The organism is Duganella aquatilis (assembly GCF_009674565.1).
GTDB classification, from domain to species: domain Bacteria; phylum Pseudomonadota; class Gammaproteobacteria; order Burkholderiales; family Burkholderiaceae_D; genus Rugamonas; species Rugamonas aquatilis.
The window spans coordinates 91,589-113,740 of sequence record NZ_WKJL01000018.1 but is presented as its reverse complement, the minus strand read 5'-3'; the positions used below and the strand labels follow the sequence as shown (position 1 = coordinate 113,740).

Sequence of the window (22,152 nt, the reverse complement as noted above, 5' to 3'; positions counted from 1 at the left end):
GTGTGGGCGCCGTGGTTACAGCAGGCCCAGCGTTTCAAATTCTTCTTGTTTGCGGTACAGGCTGGATAAGCCCATGCCGAGTTTTTGCGCCGCCAGGCGGCGGTCGCCATCGGCGTCGCGGATGGCGCGCGAGATCAGCGTGCATTCAAAGCGGCGCACCTGGTCGCGCAGGCTGTCGCCCGGCGACGCCGGCCAGGCGCCATCGACGCCTTCGGCCGGCTGCGCGGCCAGCAGCGGCGTGGCGTCCTTGACGATTTGCGGCGGCAGGTCGGCGCAGCTGACCTGCCCGCGATCGGCCAGGATCAGCGCGCGGTCGATCACGTGTTCCAGTTCGCGCACATTGCCGGGCCACTGGTAGGCCAGCAGCAACTCTTCCACTTCCGGCTCCAGCGACGGCACGCGGGCCAGTCCCATGCGTTCGGCGCCGCGTTGCAGCAGGAAGGCCATCAACGGCATCAGGTCGGCGCGGCGTTCGCGCAGCGGCGGCAGCGGGATCTGGAACACGCTCAGGCGGAAATACAGGTCTTCGCGGAAGCGGCCCTCAGCCACCATCTGCGCCAGGTCGCGGTTGGTGGCGGCGACGATGCGCACGTCGGCGCGGCGCGACTGCTCGCTGCCGACGGCGCGGATCGATTTTTCCTCGATCACGTGCAGCAGCTTCACCTGCATCATCAGCGGCAGTTCGCCGATTTCGTCGAGGAACAGCGTGCCGCCGTCGGCTTCCAGGAACAGGCCCTTGCGCGCCTTGTCGGCGCCGGTGAAAGCGCCCTTGACGTGGCCGAACAGTTCGCTCTCGATCAGGTTGTCCGGCAGCGCGCCGCAGTTGACCGGGATGAACGGCGCATTCGCGCGCGGACTTTGCTGGTGAATGCGGCGCGCCACCACGCCCTTGCCGGTGCCGCTCTCGCCCGTCACCAGCACCGTGCTGGCGGTCGGCGACACCTTGTCGACCAGCCGCCCCAGCTCGCGCATGGCGGCCGAGTTGAATTCGAACTGGTCTTCGCGGCGGCCCTGCACCAGGCTGCGCAGCACGCGGTTTTCCGCGCGCAGGCCGCGCATGTCGTTGATCTTCAGCAGGCGGTGTTGTAACTCCTCGTTGCGCACCGGCTTGACGATGTAGTCGGCGGCGCCGGCCTGCATCGCCTCAATGGCGGTGTCGACCGAGGCAAACGCGGTCATCATGATGAAGCTGGTGTCGATGCCGGCCGCGCGCGCCTGGCGCACCAGTTCGATGCCGCTGATGCCGGGCATCTTGATATCGCAGATGGCGACTTCGATATCGCCTTTCGACAGGCGCTCGAAGGCTTCTTCGCCGTTGCCGGCCTGGACCACGTTGCAGCCGGCCTTGAGCAGGTGGGCGGCCAGCATCTGGCAGATCACCGGCTCGTCGTCGATCACCATCACGTCGAGTGATTTCATGGTGTCACCAATGGAAAGACCACGCGCACCCGCGTGCCGCTGCCGGGCGCGGATTCGATGTCGATGGCGCCGCCGTGGTTCTGGGCGATGGCGTAGCACAGCGAAAGGCCCAGGCCGGTGCCCTTGCCGGCCGGCTTGGTGGTGAAGAAGGCTTCGAACACGCGCTGCACGGTGGCGGCGTCCATGCCGCTGCCGTTGTCTTCCACGCACATGACGGCGCCCTGCTCCTGCCTGCTGGTGGTGACGACGATGGTCGGCTGGCGGCCGCTGACGCCTTCCAGCGCATCCATGGCGTTGATCAGCAGGTTCATGATCAGCTGGGTCAGCTGGTCGGCGACGCCGTGGATGGCCGGCAGTTGCGGATCGAGTGCCAGTTGCAGTTCGACGCCGCCGAGGCGCTTGTCATAGCGCACCAGGCTGCTGGTGCTGCGCAGTTGCTGGTTCAGGTCCAGCAATTGCGCCTCCACCGCGCGCGGCGAGGCGAAGTCGGCGATTTCGCGGGTGATGGCGGCCAGGCGCGCGGTCTGTTCGAAGATCATGTCCGGTCGGCAGTCGATGCAGTTGGCATTGCCGTGTTCGTCCATACAGGAGCGGCGCTCCAGCATGTCCTGTGCGATGCCGGAAATGGCGGCGATCGGGTTGCCGATCTCGTGCGAGATGCCGGCTGCCAGCGTGCCGATGGCGGCCATCTTCTCCTGGTGAAAATACTTCTGGCGTTCGAGCATCAGTTCCTTGTTGCGGGCGTCCAGCGTGTCGGACATATTGTTTACGGCGATCATCAGCTGGCCGACCTCGTCCTGGCGCGTCACCACGATCGGGCCGCCATGCAGGCCGTGCAGGATTTCCAGCGCGCGTTTTTGCAGGATGGCCAGGTCTTCGGTCAGGCGGCGGAAGAACAGCACGATGCAGGCGCCCAGCAGCGCCAGTCCCAGCATGCCGGCCAGGAAAATCGTGCTGGCCACCGAACTGGTACGTTCGAGATAGCTGGACGACAGCGCCTGACGGCGGCGCTGTACGGCCTCGGTCAGCGCCGCCAGCTCGCTCTTGACCTTGACCACGCCGCTCAGCAGGCGATTCAGGTTGAGCTTGTCCGGATGCTGGTTGGCGCGCTGCCAGTCGGCGTCCAGCGCGCCGGGCGCCAGCAGGCCGTTGTCGAAGCGGTGGCCCAGCTCGCGCTGCGCTTCCAGCAGCGACTGGTGGTGCATTTCCGCGTGCTGCATGGCCAGCGCCGGATCGGTGGCGTCGATGGCGGCAAAGATGGCGATCACGCCGTGGAAGGCCGACAGATCGGCCTGCTTGAGCAGCGCTTCCGTTTGCAGCGTGCCCTGGATGTCCTCGAACTCGCGCAGCAGCTGGTTCTTCTGGTCGAAGGCGAACAGCGAAATGGCGATCGCATACAGCAGCAGCGCGCCGATGACGATCAGTCCCTTGCTACGGATAGACAGCGCGCGCCGTACCGCTGCGTGGCCGCCGGCCGTCAGCGGCAATGGCTGACTGCCGAAATGCGCTTGCCCCATCATGGTGTTTCTGCTCCCCTTGTTTTCCCACCATCCTACAAGACGTTCCGGCGGCCGAACATGCGCCCAGATCAAGTGGCGTGGATTCTCCCGCCGCTCCCGCATTCGGGAAAAAATCCGCCGTTTTCCCGCTTTCGGGAATGACCATCTTCCCATAGCGCCTTTACCTACGGGATTTCCTGCATGGCCTTGATTTTGCTTAGTGGTACGACGAGCCGTGGTCCATTGCGGCCGACATGTGAAACAACCATTGAGGAAACCATGAAATCGACAATCAAACTGAGCGCCCTGCTGCTGTTGGCCAGCACTGCCCTGGCCAGCATGAACGCCTATGCAGACGATGCCGACACCGAAGCCCTGCTGCGCAAAAATGGCTGCTTCAAATGCCACGCCGTCGACAAAACCAAGAAAGGTCCGGCCTACAAGAAAGTCGCCGCCAAGTACAAGGGCAAGGCCGACGGTGAAGAACACATCATCAAGCAGATCACTACCGGTCCGAAGGTGAAGCTGGAAGACGGCACCGAGGAAGAACACAAAATCATCGAAACCAAGGATCCGGCAACGCTGAAAAGCGTGGCGCAGTGGATTCTGACCCGCTAGTCCCCCTCCCTCGCCGTACCGGCGGTGCGCTCTCTCGCACCGCCACTTTCAGCATCAGGAAAACATCATGTACCCCAAACAGTTTCTGAAGGCGATACTGGGCGCGGTCTTCTGCCTGGCCGGCGCGCTATCGAGCGTGCCGGCCACGGCAGCCGACAGTCCGCCCGCCAGCGGCGACGCCGCCTGTCTCGCCTGCCATGACGCAAAAAAAACCATCAAAGTCAGTAACGAAGACGGCGACGAGCGCGCGTTGCGCGGCGTCGATCCGGCCAAACACGGCGCCAGCGTCCACCGTGGCCTGTCCTGCGTCAGCTGCCACAGCGACCTGACCGTGACCGGCGACGCCAAGGCGCCGCACAAGAAGAACGGCCAGGCCGCGCCCGATTGCGCCACTTGCCACCAGCGCCTGTGGGATGAGGCGCAGAAGAACGGCAGCGCCAGCTCCCGTCCGCGCATGGGCAAGGTGGTCTCCAACATCGCCGCCTACAAAAAGTCCTTCCACGCCAAGCCGGATGACGACAATCCGAACGTGCCCAAGGCATCCTGCACCCAGTGCCACGACACCCACACCTTCAATGTGCCCGCCGACCGCAGCAGCCCGGAATACGCCGCCTGGCGCGCCGGCGTGCCTGCCCTGTGCGGCGCCAGCTGCCATACCGACCAGCTCGACACCTACACGGAATCGGCGCACGGCAAGGAAGTGCTGGAAAAACACAACAGCAAGGCGGCGGTCTGCATCGACTGCCACACCACGCACGAGATCACCAGCACCTCGCTGACCTCGTTCAAGCTGCTGAACGTGGAAGAATGCGGCAACTGCCACCAGGAACAGCGCAAGACCTATGGCGGCACCTACCACGGCCAGGCCACCAACCTGGGCACGGCCGAAACCGCCAAGTGCTACAACTGCCACGGCAGCCACGACATCCTGGGACCGAAGGATCCGGCCTCCAAGGTGCATCCTGACAACCGCCTGAAAACCTGCCAGGCCTGCCACGACGGCAAGAAGCGTCCGCTGGCCACCGCCGGCTTCGCCTCGTTCGAACCGCACGCCAATAGCCACGATTTCGCCAAGTATCCTGAAATGTGGATCGTCACCAACTTCATGGTGGCGCTGCTGATCGGCGTGTTCCTGTTCTTCTGGTCGCACTCGGGCCTGTGGCTGTTCCGCGAATGGAAGGAATCGGCCAAGCACAAGGTCGAAACCCATATCCGCCTCGAAGGTCTGGCGGAACCGCTGCAGCACAAGCATTTCCGCCGCTTCCCTGTCGGCTGGCGCATCGCCCACCTGTGCTTCGCGCTGGTGACCATGACCCTGGTGCTGACCGGGACCGCCGTGCTGTTCTCGCATGCTTCGTGGGCGCCGCACGTGGCCAAGGTGTTTGGCGGTTCGAAACCGATGGGCTTCATCCACCGCTGTGCGGCGATGGCCTTTGTCGGCATCTTCTTCATCCACTTCGTGTACGTGATGCAGAAACTGCTGCGCGACCGCAGCTTCCGCTGGTTCGGTCCGGATTCGCTGATCCCGAACTGGAAAGACCTGCAGGATTGCATCGGCATGTTCAAATGGTTCTTCGGCAAAGGTCCGAAACCGAAGTTCGACCGCTGGACCTACTTCGAGAAGTTCGACTACTGGGCCGTCTTCTGGGGCGTCAACATCATCGGTTTCAGCGGCCTGACGCTGGCGCTGCCGACGGTGGCGGCCAAGTTCCTGCCGGGCTGGATCTTCAATGTGGCGACGGTGATCCACGGCGAGGAAGCGTTCCTGGCGGCGGTGTTCCTGTTCACCGTGCACTTCTTCAACAACCACTTCCGGCCGAACAAGCTGCCGCCACCGGACATCGTCATGTTCACCGGCACGCAGTCGCTGGAAGAGTTCCGCGACGAGCACCCAGCGCAGTATGAACGCCTGCTGGCCTCGGGCGAGTTGCAGAAGTACCTGGTGGATGCGCCATCGAAACCGATGCGCATCGGCTCCAAGGTGCTGGGCCTGGTGCTGATCGCCTTCGGCCTGATCCTGCTGACGCTGGTGACCATCGGCTTCTTCACCGGCGGCCATTAACCATTAAATGTAGTGCCTGTTGGGCCACGGCGTTTGCCGTGGCCTTTTTTTTGGGGTTGCCAGGTTATCAAATTATCTATACATGACGGCCATGTCTGTGGCCATGGCCCCAGTGCGGCATGGATGCTGGGAAAGGACACAATAGGCGGCCACCGCTCGCTGGACTGGGTCAATCTGGCCCAGCGCGAAAACATCATGTTGGTCGCGCCAGACGGCACGAAGGCCAGCAACGGCAAGCAGGCCTGGAACGATTGCCGCGCCGAAGCCACCGCCAACGCCCAGACCGATGACGTCGGTTTCCTGGCCGCCCTGATAGACCGCGCGGTTGCGGGGCTGGGCGCCGATCCGCAACGCATCTATCTGTTCGGCCAGTCCAATGGCGGCGCGCAGCAACTGCCGATCACCGACGCATCCGTTGTCGGTGTTTTTCACGCACGGAACGGCCGACAGGATCGCGCCCTACGACGGCGGCGAAGTGAAGGCTTTCAGCCTGAGCGGCCGGGGCAGCGGCATCTCGATCGATGCATCGGTGGCGATATGGCGCGAACTGGCGGGCCTGACGGCGCCGCCCGCCACCCACCTCTACCCACATCTGCAAGCCCGCGATCCGACCAGCGCCACGCGAATGACCTGGGGCGCAGCCCCGGCACAGCTGCAGATTGAGCTGTTGCGCATCGACGGCGGCGGCCACACCGGTTCGTCACGCTGCGAGAAACCTGGGCTGCTTACTGAGCGCACTGATCGGCAGGATGAATCATGATGTCGACACGCCCGAGGCGGCGTGGCGCTTCTTCGCGCATAAAAAAACCCGCCACCTCAACGGTGGCGGGCTTGCTTGCTACTTAACGGATCAGAACGAGTGGACGTAGGACAGTGACACCACCTGCACCGCGTAGTTGGGCGACACGATGGCGTTGCCTGGATAGACTTGCAGCGCCGTCACGCCCTGCGCCGCATTGGCGTAGGCATCGTATTGCCAGTCGGACGACTGCAGGCGGCGGAACTGGTAGTTGGCCCGCAACGACGACACATTGTTGATGCGATACAGGCCATGCAAGCGGATATCCACCATCTTGCTGGTCACGTCCGGGAACGACTCCGCCGCCACCCAGACGTTGTTGTACGGACGCGCCGCCGTCTTGACCGTATTGCCGTTGCTGACGTAATAGCCGCCGGTCACCTCGATCGGCGTGCGGCTGTACGACAGCGCCAGGTCGGCGCCCAGGTCCAGCTTGCCGCCCATCAGCTGCGTCGCCTTGACGCCCCAGCCGACGGTATGGATGCGGTCGGTCTGGGTCTGGGTCCATTTGCGGCATGGATCCGTTCCCTCGTCGGACGGCAGGTGGCCGCTGTCAGCCCAGTAGCCGGTGCAACCGGTGGCCGGATTGTAGGCTGGCGCATCGAGGATGGTGGTCGAGTAACCGCGGCCGATCGACAGGCTGCCCATCTCCGACTTTTTGTGCTCGAAGGTGTAGAAGGCGTCGTAGCTCAGGCGGTCGGTGGCGGTAAACGCCGCATCCAGCTTGAACACCTGCGATTCCATCTGCTTCAGGCCGTACAGGGAGTTCTTGTACTGGTCGCGGTTGTAGTCGACGCCGGTTTGCAGACTCAAACGCTCGGTGGCCTGGATGTTGACCGAACTGCGCAACTGGTCGCGCGTGCGGTCGGCCAGGTAGAACTGCACCAGACCCGGCAGCAAGGGATCGGCGGCCGGCAGCGGCGCCACCGTCGGCACCGGCAGCAGTTCGCTGGTTTCGTACTCGGACTGGGTGCGCTTGGCATGGCTGTAACCCAGACGGCCGGTGAGCAGTTCCGACAGGTTGTTGCGGTAGTCGATGCGCAGCGTGTTTTCCCTGTTGGTCTCGGCCTTGAACGGCGTTTCCTCGCCATCGGCGGTGCGGCGGATTTCCTGCGTGTCGACGCCGAAGCGGATCGACTGGCGGCGTGCGAAGGCATAGTCGGCGTCCAGGCTGACCTGCTCCATGCGCCGGTTCAGCGGCTCGGTGACAAACAGGCTGGGCGCGCCGGCCGCGTCGCCGCCGGCCGTCATGAAGCGGTAGACCGGCGACTGGTCGTCGCGGTTTTCATACTTCACGACCGCCGACAGGGCCAGATCCCGGAGCGGCCGGCTGGTCAGCGTGGCGTTCAGCGACGTGTTGATGACCTTGCCGTGCGCCGAGGTGGTCGGAATCACCCAGGTGGTCGGCAGGCCGTCGACCAGCGCTTCGTTCTGCGTCATGCGCTGGTAGTTGGCGGCCATCGTCAGGCGCGTGGTGTGCGTGAAGTTGTAGCCGCCCGAAACCGACAGCCGGTGCATCTCGTTGTCCGGCGCGCCGCTCATCACCGCGCGGTTGTTCAGTTCCGGATTCAGCAAGGCGCCGTTGAACGGGCTTTCCACGGTCCACTTGTTGACCGCGTTCTTGTACAGCGAACCGTAGTAGCCGAACGTGACATTGCCCTGCTCGCCCACATAGGCCAGCGCCGCCTTGAACTGGTCGGTGGTGCTGTCGATCAGCTCCGGCACGGTGACGCCGCGCGCCGGGCCGCCGAAGGCCAGGCCGGTGACCTTGGTGCCTTCCTTGCTCTCGCGCTGGGCCGAGGCGCTGAACTGCCATTGCGGACTCAGCTCGACGGTGACGCTGCCCGCATGCTTCTTGCGCTCGGTGCCGACGTCGAAGTGATGCATGGCCGCCGCGATCAGGTAGCCGGGACCGCGGCAGGCCGCGGTCGGCACGCCGCCCACCGCTGCGCAGGCGGCGGTGGCGTATGGCGACTGCATGTTCTGCCAGTTCGACAGCGCGCCGTTGGCGGTGGTGGTGCTGCTGACGCGCGACGCGGCCGGCGTGGCGGCAAACGATGCGGGCAGGCTCAGGGTGGTGGTGCCGGCGCCGTCGTAAAAGGTCTGGAACTGCGTCGAATACACGCGCGACAGCTCGTCGTAGTTGTAGTTGACGCGGAACAGGCCCTGCACGCCGATCTCGGCATCCAGGCTGCGCGTGTCCAGGCCCAGGTTGGCGCCCTTTAGATACCAGCGCAGCGCGCTGTCGCTGTCGTAGGCGCCGCCGCCCTGCAGCAGGAAGCCGCCGACCGCATAGCTGCCTTTTTTGTCGAGGCCGTTATATTCGCCGAACTTGTCGGACGCGTGGTTGACGTTGCCGACGCCGATCTCGATCGAGCTGGCCGGCGTGGTCAGGCGCTTGACCTCGTCGTTTTCCTCATCGGCCGCATGGGCCAGCGGCATAACCACCAGCAAAGCCAGCGCGCCGCGTACCGCCAGCGCGCCTGCGCGCAGCGTCAGTGGAGTGGATGTGTGTTTCATAGCGTTCTCCATGGTTGTCGGTTAGCGCACAAAACGTTTGCCGCCGGGACTGTTGGAACCGTGCACCTGGGTGTGGCAGTTGGTGCAACCGCGGAACGCCAGTTGGGCCGATGGGTTGTTCATCGCCACGCCCTGGCCGGTCAGCGGATTGGTGGTGCCGGCCAGCGCGCTTTGCGACGAGGCGTTGGCGACCGCGCCGCCCGGCAGATTGGCCGCGCTGTAGACGGTGCCTGGGTGCGGCGCGCCGTCGGCGTGGCAGCTCTGGCACAGCCATGGACTGCGGGCTTTCAGCAGCGGCGCATTCGACGAGCCGTGCGGCGTGTGGCAGTTCATGCAGTCATCCATGGCCGATGGGTGCTCCCACAGGAACGGGCCGCGTTTCTCGGCGTGGCAGCTGAAGCAGGTGTCGCGCACCGAAATGTCCTTCATCAGCTTCGGACCTTCTGAGCCGTGCGGGTTGTGGCAGTCCGAGCACACCACCTTGCCGGCCTGGATCGGATGGGTCGAGTGGCGCAGGGTTTCCGAGCGTTCGGTCTTGTGGCAGGAGAAGCAGGCGTCCGGCTGGGCCGTGCGGTCCAACATGCGGTCCTTGCCCTGGGTGTGCACCTGGTGGCAGGAAACGCAGGACAAGTCCTGACTCTGGTGCTTGCTGCCTTGCCACAGGTTGCGCTTGCCGGCCTTGTGGCAGCTCAGACAGCTGTCGTTGATGGCGTCGGCGTCCGACTTGTTCTTGCCGACAAAGCGGCGGTCCGGCAGCGGACGTTTCGATTTGCCTTCAGGATTCTTGACGTGCGCCTCGCTCTCGCCGTGACAGGACTGGCAGTTGGGCGTGCGCGCGTCGGCCTTCACGCCGTGGCGCGTCTTGTACATGGCCAGGATGGGCCGCTCTTCCGACTCGTCGTGACAGGCGGTGCAGATGGCGTCCTTCTTCAACGCCGCGCTGACCGTGTTGGCGCGATTCGGCAGGTCGGGCAAGGCGGGATTGTCGGCAGCAAATGCCGCCGACACCGTCGCCGTACCGGCCACCAACGCCAGCAAGCTGATGAGTTTTCGTAGTTTCATTATTTCCCCTTGAAGTAACGGCGACCAGATGTCGCCCAGAGGGTGCTGTCAGCAAAAACGGTGCCTATTACTTCATTCCTAAAATATAGAATTTTTAGTAAAAGGCAGCGCGCCGCGGCGGCGCGAAACGACGGCGCGCGGCAAGCGGCGCCGAACAAAATGCTGTGCGCCGCGCGGCGTTTGCCAACCTTGGGAAAAGCGCCGGCGCGGTCCCGCTTGCGGGAAATCCGGCGCTGCGAAAAGCGCCGCCGCGCTTTACCGGAAGTGGCAAAAACGCGGCCGTTTTTCTCAGCTTCGGGAATGCCTTTCCGTTCTCGGAACGATTCCACTTCTCGTTTTAAAACAACGACTTAGAAATTTAAAACCGGAGATTTTGCCGCTTTTTTTGGCAGGCCCTGATTTTGCATAGAAGAGGGTGGCAGCGATTCAGGCTGTCGAACATCTCGGAGAAAAATAATGAAGATACTGCGACTCGTTTCCATCCTGGCCTTTGCTGCCGGCATGGTGACTTCCTTCCCGGCGGCAGCTGCGGAAACGCTGACAGCGGACCAGGGTAACGACCTGGTCCTGAAAGGCGACGCGAAATGCACCGCTTGTCACGATGAAAGCGACAACCCGCAACTGCTGCAAATCGGCAAAAGCAAACACGGCACCCGCGCCGATGGCCGCACGCCGACCTGCACCAGCTGCCACGGCGCCAGCGACGCCCACGCCGACAGCAAGACCCAGCAGCGGCCGGCCCCCGACCGCACGTTCACCAAGAACTCGAAGACCCCGGTCGCCGACCGCAACGACGCCTGTCTGAGCTGCCACGACAAGGACGCCAAGCGTTCGCACTGGGCCGGCAGCATCCACGATGCGCGCGACGTTGCCTGCACTTCCTGCCACCAGGTCCACACCGGCCACGACAAGGTCCGCGACAAGCGCACCCAACCCGAAGTCTGCTACGCCTGCCACAAGGAGCAACGCGGCCAGGTCAACCGTCCTTCGCACCACCCTATCCCTGAAGGCAAGATGGCCTGCTCGGATTGCCACAACCCGCACGGTTCGGTCGGTCCGAAACTGTTGAAACGCGACAGCGTCAACGACACCTGCTACACCTGCCACATGGAAAAACGCGGCCCGTTCGTGCACAACCACGAGCCCGTCAGCGAAGACTGCACGCTGTGCCACAACCCGCACGGCACCACGGCGGAAAACATGCTGAAAGCGCGGCCGCCATTCCTGTGCCACCAGTGCCACACCCCGCACGGCGGCTTCATCCCGCAAGTGACCGGCGCCCAGGCCACCGCGCCGACGGCCAGCACGCCCGGCAAGTCCGGCGCCTGGGTGACCCAGGGTCGTGCCTGCAACAACTGCCACACCCAAGTCCACGGTTCGAACAATCCGACCGTCACCAATCCAACACCGCAATTCATGTTCCGTTGAGGAGGAATGAAAATGAACAGCAATCTGAAACAGCCCGCCCTGCGCCATACCGCGCTGGCGCTGGCACTGATGGCGATCTTTTCTACCGCCAGCGCCGAAGACGAAGTGGTCCAGCTGATCAAGCCTGACAGCGTGGTCATCGTCGGTCTCGGCGCGCTCAGCGGCGGCAAGGACGACCGCGCCATCTACGGCCAGTACAACGGCAAGCGCAACAGCGACGCCTACGCCATCGTCGACATCGACTGGGTCACGCGCGACGACGCCACCGGCACCTGGATGCGGATCAAGGTCGCCGACGGCGGACTCGACGACCGCGAGGTCAGCTTCTCGCGCGAGAAGCAAGGCGCGTGGAAATACAGCGCCGAGTACAGCGAACTGAATCGCGAATACCCGCGCACCATCAACACCGGCATGACCGGCGTCGGCACCACCTCGCCGGTGATTTCGCGCCTGGCCAAGGCCGGCACCGGCGCCAATGTCAACATCGGCACCGAACGCAAGGCCGCAGGACTCGGCTACGAACAGTGGCTGACGCCGCAGCTGCAGTTCGAAGCCAACTTCAAGAACGAGGACAAGAGCGGCGCCCGCCTGTGGGGCCGCGGCTACGCCTGCGCGGCCTATGTCTGCGGCACGTCGACCACCACCGCCATGAACCAGGCCAACTTCGCCGCCGGCGCGCTGCTGCTGGTGCCGGAGCCGATCGACTCATCGACCAAACAGATCGACATGCGCCTGAACTACCATGACGACAAGCTGCTGCTCAGTTTCGGCTACTACGGCTCGATGTACAACAACGCCAACGGCAGCCTGAATCCGATCGTGCCGAACGCCTTCAACAGCGGTCTCGGCGTGGCGCTGCCCGGCTACCCTGCGGTGGGCAACAACATCATCGCCGGCGGCGGCATGAGCCTGCAAAACGTGCTGCAATCGGCGATGGCGCTGCCGCCGGACAACCAGGCGCACCAGCTGTATCTGGACGGCAGCTACGGTTTCAGCCGCACGGTCAAGGCCAACTTCAAGATCGCCTACACCCACGCCAGCCAGAACGACAACTTCGCCGCCAACGGCCTGACCGGCGCGCCGGCCGGCGTCGACAGCCTGGGCGCCAAGGTCGACACGCTGCTGACGCAGTTCGGCCTGACGGCGCGGCCGACCAGCAACCTGTCGCTGCTGGCCAACGTCAAGTACGACCACCGCGAGGACAAGACGCCGCTGTACCGCTACAACCTGGAGGCCGAAGCGGTCACGCCGGCCACCTCGCCGGCCAGCTACACCAACAACGGCGCCGCCTGGTTCAACAACCGCACCAGCAACACCAAGACCGTGGCCAAGGTCGAGGCCAGCTACCGCCTGTCGCCGGCCTGGCGCGCCACCTTGGGCGGCGACTACAACGAGATCAAGCGTGAAGTACCGACCTCGGCGGCGGACGACAACGTGGCCGGCCTGACCGCGCTGCGCGCCAAGACCGAGGAATCGGGCTACCGCCTGGAACTGCGCCGCAGCATGTCGGAAACGCTGAACGGCTCCTTGAGCTACTCGGAAAGCAAGCGCACCGGTTCCGACTGGACCACGCTGAGCACGCTCGATCCCGCCATCGCCGGCACCACCGCCGCCAACCTGGCGCTGATCAACCAGTATTGCGGCGGCAAGGCCTGCTATGGCCAGAAGCTGTCGTACGCGGCGATCCTGGCGCTGTCGGGCAACTCGGTGTTCCCGCTGTCGCTGACCGACGTCAAGCGCGACAAGTGGAAGTTCTCGCTGGACTGGAATCCGACCGAACGGCTGAACGTGCAGCTGGTGGCCGAGGATGGCAAGGACACCAACCAGGCGCCGGTGTCGGCGCTGTATGGCGGCAAGGCGTGGCGGGAGAGCGGCGTCTCGCTGTATAGCCTGGATGCGGGTTATACGCTGTCGGAGAAGTTTTCGCTGAATGCGTATGCGTCGCATGGTGAGCAGACCCAGCATATCAACCATAGCACCGGGTATATGGCGGATCTGCACAACTTCAACGATGCGGCAGGACTGGGCCTGAAGTTCAAGGCAACGTCCAAGCTGAATCTGACGGCGACGCTGGCTTATCTGAATGACCGCAACAAGTATGGTGTGGCAGCGGCCAGTGGCGTCAGCGGCACGACCGTGACGGCGCCTAGCGCGGCGAATACGGCGCAGGCGGCGATTGGTTTGCCGGATGCGACTTTCCGTCAAGTCGGTCTACGTCTGGCCGGCATGTATGCCTTGCAGCCGAACGCCGACCTGCGCATCGACTACGGCTACTCGCACGTGAAGTTCTATGAGTGGCAGTGGAGTAATAACGGCGTGCCGTTCACGTATTCGGATAATACGACCGTGAATATGCAGAATCGTCAGAATGTGGCGGATATTGCTGTGCGCTATATTTATCGCTTCTGATCTTTAACCCGCAAGGCGCTGCGGCCAGGGTCTGACCCCGTTCGGGGTCAGACCCTTTCGTTTTTGGGCTGGAGGATGTCCTGGCGGGACGAGGTCGCGACGGTGCTTCGGACTTAACCCGTTTTATTCGAACTGCTTGCGGAATTCGGCGAACTGTGCGGTCAGGTCTTCGACCTGGCTGCGCAGCTGTTGGACTTCCTGTTCCAGGGCGCCCAGGCGGCTGCCTTGTGCGACCGAGCCGCCCATTGTCGCGGCGGTTTCTTCGCGGGCCAGGGCTTCTTCGCCGCCTAGCAGCTGGCCGTAGCGCGGCTCCTTGGTGCCGGGCGCCAGTGGCAGCTTGGAGACCAGCGGCGGATATTTGTCGATCAGGAATTGCAGCGCCTGCTCGACGTCGGCCACGCTCTTGAAGTCGTGCAGACGGCCGCTGCGGGTGCGGATCTCGCCGGCCGTTTGCAGGCCGCGCAGCATCAGGATGGTCAGCACGGCCAGCTTGTCCTGCTCCAGCGACCACTTGATGCGCATGCGGTGCTCGTACTTGGTCACGCGCGCGCCGGCCTGCGTGATGCCGTTGACGTACTTGCGCTGCATCAGCCGCTGCAATACTTCGGAGACGGCCTCTTCCGAGATCGCCATCACCGGGTCGCGGCTGGACAGCTGGTTGCAACCGTTGACCAGCGCGTTCAGCGACAGCGGATAGTTATCCGGCGTCAGCGCTTCCTTTTCGGCCAGTACCGCCAGCACGCGGATTTCAAACGGGTCCAGTACTTCTGTGCCTTCTTCCATGTCTTGCTTCCTTATTCGACGAGCTTGTTCAGTTGGTCGGAATTCAATTTATCACAGTCGGGTACGCTTTGACACTCCAACCCCGCCGCCTTCATGGTTGCCACCAGCTGTTCGATGCGCTGTTCCTGCTTGACTGCGTTCTCGATCAGCCCACGCAGCGCCTTCGATAGCGGATCGTCGCCGTTCGGCGTGACGCCATACGCGGCAAACGGATCGGCGGCGGCGTTGAGCAGATCCTTCTGCACGATGTGGGCCGGATTGCCGACCGCCGTGGCGCCCGGCGGCACCGGTTTCAGCAGCACGGCGTTGGAGCCGACCTTGGCGTATTCGCCCACCGTGAAGCCGCCCAGCACCTTGGCGCCGGCGCCGATGATGACGCCGCGTCCCAGCGTCGGATGGCGCTTGGCGCCGGTATGCAGCGAGGTGCCGCCCAGCGTCACGCCCTGGTAGATGGTGCAGTCGTCGCCGACCTCGGCGGTTTCGCCGATCACCACGCCGAAGCCGTGGTCGATGAAGACGCGGCGGCCGATGGTGGCGCCGGGGTGGATTTCAATCCCGGTGACGATGCGCGCCAGGTAGGAGACGAAACGGCCCAGCCATTTCATGTGGTGCGTCCAGTACCAGTGCGCCCAGCGGTGCATGACGATGGCCTGCAGGCCGGGATAGCAGGTCAACACCTCCCAGGCGTTGCGGGCGGCGGGATCGCGTTCGATGATGCTGTTGATGTCTTGGCGTAGACGATGAAACATGGCGTATCCAGAATTGACAACCGGTGCTTGAATGGTAGCGTATCCGGCTGGGAGTTGCTGAACAGCGGCTGAGTTCGGAGGGGAGGTGAAAACCGGCAGCCCTCGAAATCGGCCGCCGGGTACTGCGTATCGCTTGACCGGAAGCCTTGTCAGCCTTCCTTGGCGATACGCTGGCGGCGGGCTTCGTACAGACAGACGCCCGAAGCGACCGACACGTTCAGGCTCTCTACCGAGCCGAACATCGGGATGCTGACCAGCATGTCGCAGGTCTCACGCGTCAGGCGACGCATGCCCTCGCCTTCCGAGCCCATGACCAGGGCGGTCGGGCCGGTGAAGTCGGCTTCGTACAGGCCTTTGTCGCCGTCGTCGGAGGTGCCGATCAGCCAGATGTCGCGGTCCTTCAGGTCGCGCAAGGTGCGCGCCAGGTTGGTGACGGTGATGTAAGGCACGGTCTCGGCGGCGCCGCTGGCGACCTTGGCGGCGGTGGCGTTCAGGCCCACGGCGCGGTCCTTCGGCACGATCACTGCGTGGGCGCCGACGCCGTCGGCCACGCGCAGGCAGGCGCCCAGGTTGTGCGGATCGGTGATGCCGTCGAGGACCAGCAGCAGCGGCGGGCCTTCGATGGCGTCCAGCAGCTCGTCCAGGTTGCGCGCCAGCGCCAGCTGCGAGGCAAACGCGATCACGCCCTGGTGACGGCGGGTGCCGACGATCTTGTCCAGGCGTGCCGAATCCACCGGCATCACGCGCACGCCGGCCGCTTTCGCGTTGGCGATCAGATCCTTCATGCGGCGGTCGTCACGGCCGACGTCGACGAAAATTTCTTCCACGGTGGCGGCCTCGTGACGCAAGCGCGAGGTCACCGCGTGAAAACCGAAAATCATTTTATTCTTACTCATTTATCGCTTCTTCTTACTTTTTGGAGCAGCTTTCGCTGCCCGGGGTGCTGCCGCGGGTTTTGCCGCGGCCTTGGGCTTGCGGGCTGCCGCTTTCGGCTTGGCTGCGGCGGGTGGCGCCGCAGCGGCGCTCTTGCGGGCCGGCTTGCCTGGTTTGGCGGCCGGAACGGCCGGGCCAGGCTTGATATTGGTCTTGCGGTCCTTCGACTGCGCGCCCGCCTTGTCCACGCGTGGCGGCGGCGCATCGGCGCCGGCCAGGCGCAGATCGATCTTGCGCGATTCCAGGTCGACCCGCACCACCTGCACGCTGACGCGGTCGGTCAGCTGGAAGGTCTTGCCGCTGCGCTCGCCTTTGAGCTCGTGGCGGGCGTCGTCGTACTGGAAGTAGTCCTGGCCCAGGTCGGTGATGTGCACCATGCCTTCGACGAACAGCTGGTCCAGCTGCACGAAGATGCCGAAGGTGGTCACGCCGGTGATGATGCCGGTGTATTCCTCGCCCAGTTTGTCCTGCATGAAGTAGCACTTCAGCCAGTTCTCGACGTCGCGCGAGGCTTCGTCGGCGCGGCGCTCGTTGGCCGAGCAGTGCACGCCCAGCGCGTCCCACACGGTCAGGTCGGCGGCGGACTTCGGTTCCTTGCCTTCGGCCTTGTCCTTGGCCTGCTGCTTGCGGGTGGCGTTCGAGACATTGGTGTTCAGCACGCTGGTGCCTGGAATCTTCGGCTCGTACTTTTTGCCCAGCAGGATGGCCTTGATGGCGCGGTGCGTCAGCAGGTCCGGGTAGCGGCGGATCGGGCTGGTGAAGTGGGCATAGGCCTCGTACGCCAGGCCGAAGTGGCCGATGTTGTCCGGGCTGTAGACCGCCTGCTGCATCGAGCGCAGCAGCATGGTTTGCAGCAGCGACGCGTCCGGGCGCTCCTTGATCTGCTTCATCAGCGCGGCGTAGTCGCCGGCGGCCGGCTTGTCGCCGCCGTTCAGGCTCAGGCCCACCTGCTTGAGGAAGGTGCGCACCTGCTTCAGCTTTTCAGCGGTCGGCGTGGCGTGGATGCGGTAGGTGCCGGGGTGCTTGTGGCGGATCAGCAGATCGGCCGCGCACACGTTGGCGGTCAGCATGCACTCTTCGATCAGGCGGTGCGCATCGTTGCGGGTGCGCGGGATGATCTTTTCGATCTTGCCGTTCGGGTTGCAGACGATATAGGTTTCGGTGGTCTCGAAATCGATGGCGCCGCGTTCGGCGCGGGCTTTCAGCAGCGCCTGGAACACGTCGTACAGGTTCAGCAGATGCGGCACGATGCCTGGACGGCGCGCGGCTTCCGGGCCCTTGGTGTTGCCGAGAATGTCGGCCACTTCGGTGTAGGTCAGGCGCGCGGCCGAGTGGATCACGGCCGGATAGAACTGGTAAGCCTTGATCTCGCCCTTGGCGGTGACCACGGCGTCGCACACCAGCGTCAGGCGGTCGACCGCCGGATTCAGCGAGCACAGGCCGTTGGACAGTTTTTCCGGCAGCATGGGAATCACGCGGCGCGGGAAGTAGACCGAGGTGCTGCGTTCCAGCGCGTCGGCGTCGAGCGCATCGTTCGGCTTGACGTAGGCGCTGACGTCGGCAATCGCGACGATCAGACGGAAGCCGTTGGCGCGGCCGATCTTGACCGGCTCGCAGTACACCGCATCGTCGAAGTCGCGCGCGTCTTCGCCGTCGATGGTCACCAGCGGCACGTCGCGCAGGTCGACGCGGTCGCCCCAGTCGCTTTCGCGCACATGGTCCGGCAGCTTGCTGGCCTGCTTCAGCGCGGCGTCCGAGAAGATGTGCGGCACGCCGAACTTGCGCACGGCGATTTCGATTTCCATGCCGGGATCGTCCAGCGAACCGAGCACTTCGGCGATCTTGCCGACCGGCTGCTTGAAGCGCATCGGCTGCTCGGTCAGTTCGACGCTGACCACCTGGCCTTGCTTGGCCTTGCCGATCGAACCTTCGATCAGCACGTCCTGGGCGATGCGCTGGTCTTCCGGCGCGACGATCCAGGCGCCGTTGTCGTTCTTCAGCAGGCGGCCGATGATGTGGGTGTTGGCGCGCTGCGTGACCTCGACGATGGTGCCTTCCGGACGGCCGCGGCGATCGACGCCGACAACCTTGGCCAGCACGCGGTCGCCATGCAGCACTTTCTGCATTTCCTTCTCGGGCAGGAACAGGTCTTCGCCCGGCTCGTCCGGGATCACAAAGCCGAAGCCGTCGCGGTGGCTGCTGACGCGGCCGGCGATGAAGCCGGTCTGCGTGGCCAGCGTGTAGTGGCCGGCGTCGTCAATCAGGATCTGGCCGTCGCGCTGCATGGCGTTCAGCCGGCGCGACAGGATGGCCTGTGCATCGGTGCCGACTTTCAGCGTTTTCGACAAGGCGCGCAGGTCCAACGGGCCGTTGGCGCTGCGGAAGATGCCGAGAATTTCCTCCCGGCTGGGAATGGTGTGTGTAGATTGGTTCAAAAGTTTCTTATTTTTGCAATGTTATTGACAGTGTTCAGAAAAAATCCGGCCTGGCAAAATCGTCAGGTGCATATATATGTCACGACGACAGGCGTAGTGTACTTGGAATCGTCTTGAATGACTAATTCAGCAGTTCGCATCAAAAAAATTACTGGCGGCATTTGACATCGCCATGGATTCCTCTATAATTCTGGTCTCTCGCGGCGAAAGCGGCGGGAACTGCTAGACAGGGTTGATGTGCAGTAAGGAATGTAAAAGTTCATCTGGCGCAAAACTCTCCCGGTCGATATAATAGCAGAGTTGTTGAGCAGCATCAGTGCCCACGTGGCGGAATTGGTAGACGCGCATGGTTCAGGTCCATGTGCCGCAAGGTGTGGGGGTTCGAGTCCCTCCGTGGGCACCACAGAATTCCGCGAAAAAAGCCTCCTTCGGGAGGCTTTTTTCATTCTGTCCATTCCAAATGAAGATGGGCGCCGATTTCCCGCAGCAGGTCGTGTTCGTTGACCGGCTTGGCCAGGAAGGCGTTGACGCCCACCTCCAGCGAACGCTCCTCCTCTTCCGGCGTCGAGCTGGCGGAAATCATCAGCACCGGCGTGCCGGCCGTGCGCGCATCGGCGCGCAGGCGGCGCGTGGTTTCCAGCCCGTCCATGCCCGGCATCACCATATCCAGCAACACCATGTCCGGCCGCTCGGCCTGCGTCTGCACCAATGCCGACATGCCGTTTTCCGCCTCGAAGGTGCGGAAGCCCAGCGCGCCCAGCAGGTCGCGCAGCAGCGCGCGGTTGGTGGCGACATCGTCCACCACCAAAATCGTCTTGCGCGGACCGACATAGCCGGTGGCGATGCGCTCGCCGCTGACCAGCGCGCCGGGCGCCTCCACCACGTTGAGCGGCACGTCGAACCAGAAGCGGCTGCCTTTGCCCGGCGTGCTGTCGACCTGCAGCGCGCCGCCCATCAGCTGCACCAGCTGGCGGCTGATCGCCAGGCCCAGGCCGGTGCCGCCGGCGCGCCGCGAAGGATCGCCGACCTGCTCGAACGGACGGAAGATCGCCTCCTGCTGATCAGCGGCGATGCCGATGCCCTGGTCGAGCACTTCGAACCGCACGCGCGCCACGTCGGCGGCATCGCCCTGCTGCTCCGCCAGCCGCGACACGCGCAGCCGCACCGCGCCACGGTCGGTGAACTTGACCGCGTTGCCCAGCAGGTTCAGCAGCACCTGGCGCAGCCGCGTTTCATCCGCGCTGACGGCCTGCGGCAAGCCGTCCATCAATTCCAGCTCGAAGTGCAGGTGCTTTTGTTCGGCGCGAACGCGCATGATGTCGCCCACCACCGCCAGCAGATCGCCCAGCCGCACCGGCTTCGGATGGAATTCCATCTTGCCGGCGTCCACGCGCGACAGGTCGAGCACGTCGTTGATCAGCGCCAGCAGGTGCTGGCCGCCCTGCTGGATGGTGCTGATGCCGCTTTGCTGCGGCATGGTCAGGCTCTTGTCGCGCTTGAGGATTTGCGCGTAGCCGAGGATGGCGTTGAGCGGCGTGCGCAGCTCGTGGCTCATCGAGGTGAGAAAGGCACTCTTGGCGCGGTTGGCCACTTCGGCGCGCTCCATGGCGGCGCGCAAATCGTCGTTGGCCTTTTGCAGTTCGGCGTTGACGGCCGCCAGCTGCGCCGGACTGGGAATGCGCAGCGCGATCGGAATCAAACGTATCATCGCAACCGCGGTCACCACCGAGGCGGCGGCGGTGACCGCCTTCAGCGTCACCGACAGCACGTAGTCCGGATGCCACACCACCCAGATATCGGCCAGGTGCGTGCTGCCGCAGGCGAGGATGAAGACGCCGAAGGCGATGAACATCCAGTCGAACGGCATGTCGCGCCGCTTGCGAATGAAGTAGACCAGGCTGATCGGAATCGTCAGGTAGGCCAGCGCGATCAGCGCGTCGGAAATCACGCTGGTCCACAGGATGGACGGTATCCACAGGAAGCAGTGCCCATGCGGCATGAAGCCCTGGCTGTTGAACCAGTTGCTGACCATTTCCATGCCGGCCTCCAGGGTGATTGAACTGACAGGCCTAGCTTACGAAACTGCATCACGCGGCGCAAGAAGAATAGCACTTGCGAAAAGCAAGCTGTTACCGTAAGATACTGGCCTCTGGTGCAGACAACAGCGCAGCAGAAAAGCAGCAACAGTGCCCACGTGGCGGAATTGGTAGACGCGCATGGTTCAGGTCCATGTGCCGCAAGGTGTGGGGGTTCGAGTCCCTCCGTGGGCACCACAGAATTCCGCAAAAAGCCTCCTTCGGGAGGCTTTTTTCATTTCAGCACCTGCAAATACTCCGCGTATTTGCCGCTCTCCTTCAGCCGCTTCAGTCCCTTGTTGAACAACGCCACATAGCGGCGGCTGTTCTTGTTGCGCTTGTTGAGTATCAGGTGGTAGTGCGTGATGTTGTAGGGATTCGGATCCCAGGTGATGCGCGCGGCCTGCTCCGGCGGCAGCGCGGTGCGCAGGATCTCGCGGCCGACATCCAGGTTCGCCGGAAACACGTCGAAGCGCCCCGCCGCCAGCTTGCGGAAATTCAGCTCGTCGCTAACGGCGGAGCGGTCCATCTGGATGTAAGGGTAGCTGTCGAAGGTGTACTCGTAGCCCGCCGTGCCGCCCATGCGCACGCCCGCCAGCTGCTCGTAGCCGGCCCAGCGGAATGGGTAGCTCTTCAGGTGGAACAGCACCGACTGGCCGTCGAACACCACGTCGCTGAAATAGAAGCGGCGCTGGCGGTCGCTGTCGCGGCCCGAGGTGCTCCACAGGATGGAACCATTGGCCATGTCGGCCGCCGCCTCCGCATAGGCGCGGCTCCAGGGCCGGAACACATAGCGCACCTCCACGCCTTCCAGCGCGAACGCCTCGCTGATAATGCGCGACAGCGGGCCGTAATGCGGCAAATACTCCGAGGTGTACGGCAGCCATTCGCTATTCGTCACCGTAATGATTTCACCGGCACGCGCCTCCGGGAACGACACCAGCAAGCCGGCCGCGGCCAGCGCAAAGCGGAACAGCTGCATTGTGAAGTGAATACGATGTTGAAAGAAACGCCATTATGATTCAACTTGTCGTACAACCGGAAATGAAATAATTTCACAAAAGCAGCAGAATGCTATTGACGGGTATGCTGCCACACCTTAAGATGCGTGCCTTCTGTTGCTGAGCAAGCAGCAGAAAGTAGCTAGACAGTATCAGTGCCCACGTGGCGGAATTGGTAGACGCGCATGGTTCAGGTCCATGTGCCGCAAGGTGTGGGGGTTCGAGTCCCTCCGTGGGCACCAAGCACCGATACTGTTGAATGACAAAATGCCCACGTGGCGGAATTGGTAGACGCGCATGGTTCAGGTCCATGTGCCGCAAGGTGTGGGGGTTCGAGTCCCTCCGTGGGCACCAAGAATT

17 protein-coding genes and 4 tRNA genes are annotated in these 22,152 nt (G+C 63.7%); 9 read left to right on the top strand and 12 right to left on the bottom strand.

Annotation, left to right across the window (positions count from 1 at the left end):
• Positions 1–15: 15 nt before the first annotated feature.
• Both GJ698_RS21705 and GJ698_RS21700 read right to left on the bottom strand, forming a co-directional pair.
• Positions 16–1,419: a sigma-54-dependent transcriptional regulator gene (locus GJ698_RS21705; protein WP_154359944.1), complete on the bottom strand. Its 1,404-nt coding sequence runs from the start codon at positions 1,417–1,419 to the stop codon at positions 16–18.
• Positions 1,416–2,939, bottom strand: coding sequence for a sensor histidine kinase (locus tag GJ698_RS21700; protein WP_166454926.1), 1,524 nt, complete (start codon positions 2,937–2,939; stop codon positions 1,416–1,418). The genes GJ698_RS21705 and GJ698_RS21700 overlap by 4 nt, the downstream gene beginning before the upstream one ends.
• Positions 2,940–3,197: 258 nt before the next feature.
• Between GJ698_RS21700 and GJ698_RS21695 the strand changes: the two genes are divergently transcribed.
• Positions 3,198–3,536 (top strand): c-type cytochrome, encoded by a 339-nt coding sequence (locus GJ698_RS21695; protein WP_154359942.1) that lies wholly within the window; start codon positions 3,198–3,200, stop codon positions 3,534–3,536.
• 67 nt (positions 3,537–3,603) lie between these two features.
• Complete coding sequence (locus tag GJ698_RS21690; protein WP_154359941.1) at positions 3,604–5,598, top strand: cytochrome C; 1,995 nt, start codon at positions 3,604–3,606, stop codon at positions 5,596–5,598.
• A gap of 72 nt (positions 5,599–5,670) precedes the next feature.
• Here the strand turns inward: GJ698_RS21690 and GJ698_RS21685 are convergent, their stop codons facing one another.
• Positions 5,671–6,030, bottom strand: coding sequence for a hypothetical protein (locus GJ698_RS21685; RefSeq protein ID WP_154359940.1), 360 nt, complete (start codon positions 6,028–6,030; stop codon positions 5,671–5,673).
• On the opposite strand from GJ698_RS21685, the gene GJ698_RS21680 reads away from it, so the two are divergent.
• On the top strand, positions 6,020–6,358 hold the full coding sequence (locus tag GJ698_RS21680; RefSeq protein ID WP_154359939.1) for an alpha/beta hydrolase family protein: 339 nt from the start codon (positions 6,020–6,022) through the stop codon (positions 6,356–6,358). The genes GJ698_RS21685 and GJ698_RS21680 overlap by 11 nt on opposite strands.
• A gap of 90 nt (positions 6,359–6,448) precedes the next feature.
• On the opposite strand, the gene GJ698_RS21675 is transcribed toward GJ698_RS21680, so the two are convergent.
• Genes GJ698_RS21675 through GJ698_RS21665 form a run of 3 tightly spaced genes read right to left on the bottom strand, consistent with a single transcriptional unit; the run spans position 6,449 to position 10,308 of the window.
• Entirely contained in the window at positions 6,449–8,917 is a 2,469-nt protein-coding gene (locus tag GJ698_RS21675; RefSeq protein ID WP_166454925.1) for an MtrB/PioB family decaheme-associated outer membrane protein, read from the bottom strand.
• A 21-nt stretch (positions 8,918–8,938) separates the two neighbouring features.
• Positions 8,939–9,979 (bottom strand): DmsE family decaheme c-type cytochrome, encoded by a 1,041-nt coding sequence (locus GJ698_RS21670; RefSeq protein WP_154359937.1) that lies wholly within the window; start codon positions 9,977–9,979, stop codon positions 8,939–8,941.
• Positions 9,979–10,308, bottom strand: coding sequence for a hypothetical protein (locus tag GJ698_RS21665; RefSeq protein ID WP_154359936.1), 330 nt, complete (start codon positions 10,306–10,308; stop codon positions 9,979–9,981). The genes GJ698_RS21670 and GJ698_RS21665 overlap by 1 nt, the downstream gene beginning before the upstream one ends.
• A 127-nt stretch (positions 10,309–10,435) precedes the next feature.
• Here GJ698_RS21665 and GJ698_RS21660 point away from each other — a divergent pair, with 127 nt between their 5' ends.
• Both GJ698_RS21660 and GJ698_RS21655 read left to right on the top strand, forming a co-directional pair.
• Positions 10,436–11,407 (top strand): DmsE family decaheme c-type cytochrome, encoded by a 972-nt coding sequence (locus tag GJ698_RS21660; RefSeq protein ID WP_154359935.1) that lies wholly within the window; start codon positions 10,436–10,438, stop codon positions 11,405–11,407.
• A 12-nt stretch (positions 11,408–11,419) separates the two neighbouring features.
• Positions 11,420–13,816 (top strand): MtrB/PioB family decaheme-associated outer membrane protein, encoded by a 2,397-nt coding sequence (locus GJ698_RS21655; RefSeq protein WP_166454924.1) that lies wholly within the window; start codon positions 11,420–11,422, stop codon positions 13,814–13,816.
• A 123-nt stretch (positions 13,817–13,939) separates the two neighbouring features.
• Here the strand turns inward: GJ698_RS21655 and GJ698_RS21650 are convergent, their stop codons facing one another.
• The 4 genes from GJ698_RS21650 to rnr all read right to left on the bottom strand — a co-directional run bounded on the left by GJ698_RS21650 (position 13,940) and on the right by rnr (position 18,716).
• The gene (locus GJ698_RS21650) at positions 13,940–14,599 is read right to left on the bottom strand and encodes a YceH family protein (RefSeq protein ID WP_154359933.1); all 660 of its coding nucleotides are present in this window, start codon (positions 14,597–14,599) and stop codon (positions 13,940–13,942) included.
• Between the two features lie 11 nt (positions 14,600–14,610).
• Positions 14,611–15,348 (bottom strand): serine O-acetyltransferase, encoded by a 738-nt coding sequence (gene cysE, locus GJ698_RS21645; RefSeq protein WP_154359932.1) that lies wholly within the window; start codon positions 15,346–15,348, stop codon positions 14,611–14,613.
• A gap of 149 nt (positions 15,349–15,497) precedes the next feature.
• Entirely contained in the window at positions 15,498–16,229 is a 732-nt protein-coding gene (gene rlmB / locus GJ698_RS21640) for a 23S rRNA (guanosine(2251)-2'-O)-methyltransferase RlmB (RefSeq protein ID WP_208023863.1), read from the bottom strand.
• Between the two features lie 15 nt (positions 16,230–16,244).
• Complete coding sequence (gene rnr, locus GJ698_RS21635; protein WP_154359930.1) at positions 16,245–18,716, bottom strand: ribonuclease R; 2,472 nt, start codon at positions 18,714–18,716, stop codon at positions 16,245–16,247.
• Positions 18,717–19,034: 318 nt separating this feature from the next.
• Here rnr and GJ698_RS21630 point away from each other — a divergent pair.
• A tRNA-Leu gene (locus GJ698_RS21630) sits at positions 19,035–19,119 on the top strand.
• A 39-nt stretch (positions 19,120–19,158) separates the two neighbouring features.
• On the opposite strand, the gene GJ698_RS21625 is transcribed toward GJ698_RS21630, so the two are convergent.
• Entirely contained in the window at positions 19,159–20,754 is a 1,596-nt protein-coding gene (locus tag GJ698_RS21625; protein ID WP_154359929.1) for an ATP-binding protein, read from the bottom strand.
• Positions 20,755–20,904: 150 nt separating this feature from the next.
• Here GJ698_RS21625 and GJ698_RS21620 point away from each other — a divergent pair.
• Positions 20,905–20,989: transfer RNA gene (locus tag GJ698_RS21620), tRNA-Leu, on the top strand.
• 37 nt (positions 20,990–21,026) lie between these two features.
• Here GJ698_RS21620 and GJ698_RS21615 read toward each other — a convergent pair.
• Entirely contained in the window at positions 21,027–21,773 is a 747-nt protein-coding gene (locus GJ698_RS21615; RefSeq protein WP_154359928.1) for a substrate-binding periplasmic protein, read from the bottom strand.
• Positions 21,774–21,949: 176 nt separating this feature from the next.
• On the opposite strand from GJ698_RS21615, the gene GJ698_RS21610 reads away from it, so the two are divergent.
• Both GJ698_RS21610 and GJ698_RS21605 read left to right on the top strand, forming a co-directional pair.
• Positions 21,950–22,034: transfer RNA gene (locus GJ698_RS21610), tRNA-Leu, on the top strand.
• A gap of 27 nt (positions 22,035–22,061) precedes the next feature.
• Positions 22,062–22,146: transfer RNA gene (locus tag GJ698_RS21605), tRNA-Leu, on the top strand.
• The last annotated feature ends 6 nt before the right edge of the window (positions 22,147–22,152 follow it).